Source organism: Ferruginibacter sp., from assembly GCF_031430955.1.
GTDB lineage: Bacteria > Bacteroidota > Bacteroidia > Chitinophagales > Chitinophagaceae > Ferruginibacter.
The window spans coordinates 1-5,345 of record NZ_JANPCM010000318.1; the positions used below are offsets into that span (position 1 = coordinate 1).

Sequence of the window (5,345 nt, forward strand, 5' to 3'; positions counted from 1 at the left end):
AAAGAAGCAGTCAAAAATGTTACTAAAATATGAAAGTAGTAAGTGTATAGCTATAGAAATTTATGATTCAAAAGATAAGCTTGAAAGTTATTACGATAACATACAACAAACCGAATTTGGTCTTTTGGCAAATATGAATAATTACGATACCAACGGCAAATTAACAATGTTGTATGAAAATGTTTATGATAGTATTTATCTAATTAGTGCAAATGCAAAAGGTAGCAGTGGAATACTTACTTCACAAGTTAAAATACAATTGACGGATAAAAAGTATCCGGACAATATGCTTGAGGTCACTTACTTTAAAGATTCAACAGTTAAAAAATATTTGTCTTACAAATATGAAAGTTGGGATACAGCAGGTAACTGGATACAGCAAACAATTTTCAATGATAAAAGGCTGCCTGAGAAAATGGTCAAACGAATTTTTAGCTATCAATATTAAGGCTTACAATATAAAATAATCCGAGGCAGATTTATTTCAATCCCAGCTTTCTCAATCTTGCTCTGATAGCACCTCCGTTTCTGCCAAAATGTTTTATAATTTCAGAGTCGGAGGTATTATTATTAAAAAGCTCCGTTAGTTTTTGATTTTGTTCCGGCGTCCATGGTTTTACGGCTTCTCCGTGTTTAGTGCGTACCAACTCTACCGAAAAAGTTTTACCAGAAGTACCCGTGTATTTTGAATACCCATATTTTGATTTAGGTGTTTCAATTACCAGCGGTTTTATTTCTTTAGGCTCCTCCTTTTTAATAATGTGTATCTGCGCCAGTTTTGGAAAATCGGTGGGCAACAATTCTTCGGGAATGTGCAGGTTATTTTTGGTACGTGTAATGGCAACATACAATAAATTTATTTCTTCGTTTAGCTTATTGATTTTCTTTTCATCATTGTCCAACTCGTGTGCCTGCCGCTGTACTTTATCTTCGGTAATAAAATCTTTTACCAAATGCACGGCATCGTATTCCATGCCTTTACAACGGTGCACTGTTGAAAAAATAACTTCCGCTTTTTCTTTATCATCATTTTCAACCTGTTTTTGTTTTATAGTTTTTATAATGTCGTAAATATCATTCCCATATTCTTTTACTATTTCCAGCATCATACTCAATTGGGCATCTTCCGTTTTTTCAATGTATTCTTCTAAATCTTTTATCGAGCCCATCGATTTTATTAAAGCATCTTTTATTAAAGCCCGTTTATTATTCTGCAGATTTAAAACATCGTATAAAGAAGCGCCTTCATCTGCATAAGTGTAAGAATTAAAATTGCCTTCAAAATAAATTTTCTTAATATTTTTTTTCTGCGTTACATACTCAATAGCTTTTAACAACAAACCCAAATTGGTTCGGCCAATTACGGCTTTTGTTTTGGTATCGGTATTGGTACCAAGCCCTTTAATGTTAACAGTCTTGGTTTCGGAAATAGCATCTTTCCAAAATAAAACCTGTGTGGCAAGGTTGGCAATGTTTGCACCAAACCTAAAACTATGGCTCAAATTAAAAGTAGTAAAACTGGTTTTCTCCAAAGAGTTTACAGCATAACGCCAGCTATAAATTTGCTGGTGTGTATCACCTACAATTACTTTGGTGGCATTTTGATTTAAAAAAATATCCAGCATTGCCGGCGAAGCATCCTGTCCTTCATCAAATAAAATATAATCAAATTGTAAAACAGGGTTTTGCAGTTGAAATTTTTTCAGGTAAAAATCATGGGTAATTTCAATTTCGCCTTTATCCATTTTGGCCAGCAGTTGCCTGGTTTGTGTTTCTATAAAATGATAAAAAGTTTTTACAAAAGTTTTAGCTTTAGGGTCGCTGATGGTATCTAAATAATTTACTTCCTGCACTTTTGTTTTATCGCTGTTGCAAAAAAGCGCAATAAATTTATTGATGTGGTTGGCAATTACATACTCATGGTGTTTTTCGCCATTGCCCTGCAAGCCCAGTAACTCTGCTATTTCATGTGTTTTATAACCCTGTATCCTTACTTTATAATGATGGCGGAAAACAATATTTTTATACGCCAGCGAATGTGCGGTTTCAACGGTAACATTTTGCAAACCCTTTGCAGCAAACTTTTTTATCGCCTCAAGTTTTACAGATTTATTAAAAGCCAGGTATAAAATTTTAGCAGTTGCTGGCCTGGCTTTGGCATATTCTATAATAGTGGTGGTTTTGCCCGAACCTGCAACGGCATTTATTTTTATATCTCCGGCAGAATTAATAATGTCTTCTTGTTCTTGTGTTAGTTTCATCAGGCGGTTGTAGTTTTACCTGCGGCCAATACCAGTTTAATTTCGCCATAAGTAAAATCGGCAGGCAAATTTTCAATCAATGTTTTATGGCTGAGTGAACCATAAATAACAACGGCATCTTTTATCTGTTGCTGTTTTTGCTTGCTTACCACATCGTCAATATTAATTTCTCCGGTAAAAACATAATGTGCTAAATGTCCTTCAATTGTTACTTTTACTAAATTTCTTTCTTTGCATATTTCTTCAATACTTTTTCCTTCTTTGTATAAGTCATAAGTAGCAGCTTTGGTATCAACTTTTGCAACAGTGCTTTTTTCTTTTCTTTCTCTTTTTGGGTTGATTAGTTTTTCGGCCATATTGGTTTCAATACCATTGCGGTTGCAATATTCTGCTACTGCTTCAATAATATCATCGCCATATTTATCAGCCTTAGCTTTTCCAAAACCACTTATTTGTAACAAATCTTTTTTTGTTAAGGGCAGATAAGTTGCAATTTCTTTAAGCGTAGCCTGGTTTGCCACCATATAAATCGCCACGTTTTCTTCTCCCACCATCATATCTCTCCAGCGTTTAAGTGTATTATACAGTTCTGTATTGGCAACATCGGTGTAAGTTTCTTTTTTGCCACTGGCATAACAGGTAAGATTAATTTTAGGCAGTGCAAATTTTAATTTGTGTTGCAAAAATGTAGTTACCGAAAAAGGTTGTTTGCAATATTGCAGATAATAAATAGTGCTGTAAATTGCTAAAGCCAGTTGATTCAACTGTTCATTAATAATATTGGAAGTTTCTTTATGCTCTGTTACCAGTGGATGATTTTGTAACGCCTTTTGATACGCTAAAAATTTAGGCTCAAAATGATTAGCGGCATCACTTATCCTTTTTTGCGCCGCTGCATTATTTTCAATCACAGGCTCCTCTTTCATAATACCGCTCACTACATCAATAAATTTTAAACCAACAGATCTGTCACTAATAAAAGGTTGTTTAATATTTTCTATCCATGATAAAGCTTCAGCATTTAATTTATCCTGCTGCTGTGTAATATGGTGCAGCAATAAAGCAATATTAATTTCAACATCATTAAAACTAAAAATTTCGCTTATTAATTGTTGGGTAAAAACTTGTCTTGCACCTGTAAAACGTTCTGCAAGCGAGCCTTTATGTGTAAGCGATTGCTGACCTTTAATTACATTATCATTACTAAACAATGTGGTGGACGAAAGTTTACTCAACAGAACAATGCCTTCTAAACTGGTACAACGGCTGAGTGCTACGTACACTTGTCCGCTGCTGAAAGAAGAGCCGGCATCTATCATAACTTTTTCAAAAGTTAAACCCTGGCTTTTGTGAATAGTAATGGCCCAGGCTAAACGCAATGGGTATTGAGTAAAAGTACCCATAGTTTCCTGCTCTAATTTTCCATCGCTGCGGTTTAAAGTATAGCGGGTATTTTCCCAGGTTTCTTTAGCCACTTCAATATCAATACCATCACAATCCACTATAATTTTATTTTTCTCTAAAAGTTTTACAACACCAATCTTTCCATTAAAATATCTTTTTGCAATAATATCATTTTTTAAAAACATTACCTGTGCACTTTCTTTCAACAACAATTCAGCCTCTGCAGGAAAAATATGTTCCGGAAAATCTTCTTCTATCTCTGCCTTAAAAGTAAAAGCATTGGTAAATAAATTTTCTATTTTTCGCTGGTTAATTTCTGCCGCTTGTTTATTGTGAGAAGTGAGTGTAATATATTTTTCGCCGGGCATAGGAGAAAATAAAGGATCGTAGCGCATGTTCAAATCTTCAAAATCATCAGCATCCATTTGGTTGTTACGCACTTTATTTAGCAGCCGTACAAACGAATCTTCTTTTTGCCGGTAAATTTTATTCAGTTCAATCAGCAAGGGCATTTGTTCTTTAATGGCCATGCTGTCGAAGAAAAAAGGCGTGCTATAATATTCCTGTAAAATACTCCACTCGTGGTTTTGCGCTACCGGTGGCAACTGGTGCAAATCGCCAATGCATAATAATTGTACGCCTCCAAAAGGTGTATCATAATTGCGGCGGATACTTTTTAAAATGGTATCAATCGCATCCATCACATCGCAACGCACCATACTTATTTCATCAATTACAAGCAATTCCATTTTACGCAATAATTGCTGCCGTTGTTTATTATATCTTATTTTTCCCAATAATTCTTCTTTATGATTTCGGGTAGGTAAAAACGGGTGAAAGGGCAATTGAAATAAACTGTGCAGCGTTACGCCACCGGCATTAATTGCGGCTACACCTGTGGGTGCGGCTACCACAATATTTTTAGTAGCGTTTTCTTTTAAGTATTTTAAAAAAGTGGTTTTGCCGGTACCGGCTTTACCGGTGAGGAAAATATTCTCAGATGTTTCGGTTACAAAGCGATAAGCTAAGTCGAATATTTCGTTGCGTTCTATTGTAGCCACAGTATTACTTTTTTAAATTATGAAGAATTAAGCCTGCGGCTTAAAAAGTTAGCCACGGATTACACAGATTTTCACGGATTGAATACAAGGGAAAAATTAGAGCACCAACCTTTTGTATTCAAGACTTGTTTTTCCAAAATTAATAATTAGACCTAAAGCACAATTAGAAACTTTCAAATAATTTAATGTTTGTGCAATAAAATCATTTGATATTCCCTCTTTGGTTGCTTTTATTTCTGCAATAACATTTTCCATTACAAAAAAATCTGCAAAAAATTTATGAGGTAAAATTATTCCTTTGTAATTGATATCAAACTCTTTTTCTCTCACATAATTAATTTCGGCTTTTGCAAATTCAATTTGCATGGCATCTTTGTAAACTACTTCTAAAAAACCATGGCCTAAAAAACGGTGAACTTTCATACAAGCCCCAATAATTTTGTAGCTCATATCTTCATTAATTAGTATTGACATAAATTGGTTTTTAATAATCCGTGAAAATCTGTGCAATCCGTGGCCAACAAATTTTAAGCCGAAGGCTTAAAACAAAAATTGTTTAGTCATGGATTGCACAGATTTTCACGGATATGTTTTGTTCGTAAATTTTTGTGCTGTAAAG

At 34.4% G+C, this 5,345-nt stretch carries 4 protein-coding genes; 1 reads left to right on the plus strand and 3 read right to left on the minus strand.

The annotated features are described in order from the left end of the window. Positions 1–448 (plus strand): hypothetical protein (locus ACY65O_RS08905; protein ID WP_462220502.1); only part of this gene is annotated, 448 nt, incomplete at its 5' end. Between the two features lie 31 nt (positions 449–479). Here the strand turns inward: ACY65O_RS08905 and ACY65O_RS08910 are convergent. From ACY65O_RS08910 to ACY65O_RS08920, 3 genes are all read right to left on the minus strand, one after another. Beyond that, on the minus strand, positions 480–2,261 hold the full coding sequence (locus ACY65O_RS08910) for a UvrD-helicase domain-containing protein (RefSeq protein ID WP_462220503.1): 1,782 nt from the start codon (positions 2,259–2,261) through the stop codon (positions 480–482). Beyond that, a complete protein-coding gene (locus tag ACY65O_RS08915) occupies positions 2,261–4,726 on the minus strand; it encodes a helix-turn-helix domain-containing protein (RefSeq protein WP_462220504.1) in 2,466 nt (821 codons plus the stop codon). Before ACY65O_RS08915 ends, ACY65O_RS08910 begins: the two co-directional genes overlap by 1 nt. Positions 4,727–4,822: 96 nt before the next feature. After that, positions 4,823–5,200 carry a GxxExxY protein gene (locus ACY65O_RS08920; RefSeq protein WP_462220505.1) on the minus strand — a complete coding sequence of 126 codons (378 nt, stop codon included), beginning with the start codon at positions 5,198–5,200 and terminating at the stop codon, positions 4,823–4,825. Between the last annotated feature and the right edge of the window lie 145 nt (positions 5,201–5,345).